This is a genomic window from Sulfitobacter sp. M05 (assembly GCF_029285175.1).
In the GTDB taxonomy this organism is placed as follows: Bacteria; Pseudomonadota; Alphaproteobacteria; order Rhodobacterales; family Rhodobacteraceae; genus Sulfitobacter.
The window spans coordinates 1-1,425 of the sequence record NZ_JABEDH010000015.1 but is presented as its reverse complement, the minus strand read 5'-3'; the positions used below and the strand labels follow the sequence as shown (position 1 = coordinate 1,425).

Annotated in this window: 1 protein-coding gene; it reads right to left on the bottom strand. The window is 64.6% G+C overall.

What is annotated here, in order from left to right; all coding sequences use genetic code 11:
• The coding region (locus tag HKX44_RS19970) for an autotransporter-associated beta strand repeat-containing protein (RefSeq protein WP_276153118.1) at positions 1–1,425 on the bottom strand (1,425 nt) is incomplete at both ends.

Genomic DNA, 1,425 nt, shown 5'->3' with positions numbered 1-1,425 from the left:
TGGTCCCGCTGATGGTAAAACCACCGGTATAGGCCGTGTTATCCCCGCTTAGGGTCAAGGTATCACCGCCGATTTTCGCCAGAGTGCCCGCCCCGGCAAGCGTCCCGCTGAACGTCGTGTCCCCCGCACCGGCAAGCGTCAGCGTGTTGCTGTTCACATCTACAGTGCCCGCGCCCGCAAGCGTGCCGATGGTCTCGCTGCTCTGCACGTTCAAGGTGCCGTCCACCGTCACCGCGCTGGCATTGCCAAGCGCCTGACCGCCCTGCGCAATCACCGTACCGGCGCTGATCGTCGTCGCGCCGGTATATGCATCGTTGTTGCCGCTCAGCGTCAGGATACCCGCACCGGTCTTTGTGAAACCGCCCGCCCCGGCAAGCGTGCCGCTGAACGTCGTGTCCCCCGCCCCGGCAAGTGTCAGCGTGTTGCTGTTTACATCTACAGTGCCCGCGCCCGCAAGCGTGCCGATGGTCTCGCTGCTCTGCACATCCAGCGTGCCGTCCACCGTCACCGCCGTGCTGTCCGCAAGCGCCATGCCGCCCGCGTTGTTCAACACCAAAGTGCCCGCCGTCACCGTCGTGGCACCGGTGTAATCATTTGCGCCCGTCAGGGTCAGCTGCCCCGTGCTGTTCAGCGTCAGACCACCGGTGCCCGAGGCCACACCGCCAAAGCTGGTGGTCTCTGCCCCTGTCACCGTCAGCGTATTTGCACCCAGCGTCACGTTGCCCGCCCCGCCAAGCGCTCCGATGGTTTCATTCCCCGTCGCCAGCGCCAGCGTGCCGCCGCTGTTCACCGTGACAGCGCCAGTATCGGCCAGCGCATTGCCCGTGCCCAGCGACAGGGTGCCGTTGTTGACCGTGGTCCCGCCGGTGTAGGTCTGGCTGTTGCTCAGCGACAAGGTGCCGCCGCCGCCATCCGCAACCACCGCAACTGTACCGCCGCTGCCGTCCGCGACCAGCGCGCCAAAACTGCCCGGACCGTTGATCGTCAGCGTGGTATTCGCCGCATTGTTGGAATGGATCGTGCCGGCACCGGTCACCGCGCTGACCGCCGTGTTATTGCCATTCAGGTCCAGCGTACCATTCAGGGCAAGCCCGTTGGAAAACAACCCCGCGCTTTGCGTCGAGCCCAGCACAACCGTGCTGTCGGAAGCAATTGTCGTCGCCGCCGCCGCAGTAGACAGGCCGGTATTGTCCAGCGCAAATACCGAGGTATCCGTGCCATTGCCAAAGGTCAGACCACCCGTCGCCGTGATCGCCCCTGTCAGTGTCGCCGTCACATCATTATCCGTTGTGATCGCCCCGCCAGCCGCCGCAACCGTGATCGCATTGGCCACTGTTGAGGTCGCCGTCACATTCAGCGTGCCATTGTCCAATGCAATCGCACCGGCACCGGTGCCAAAGGCATTGGCACCGCCCGCATTGGCAC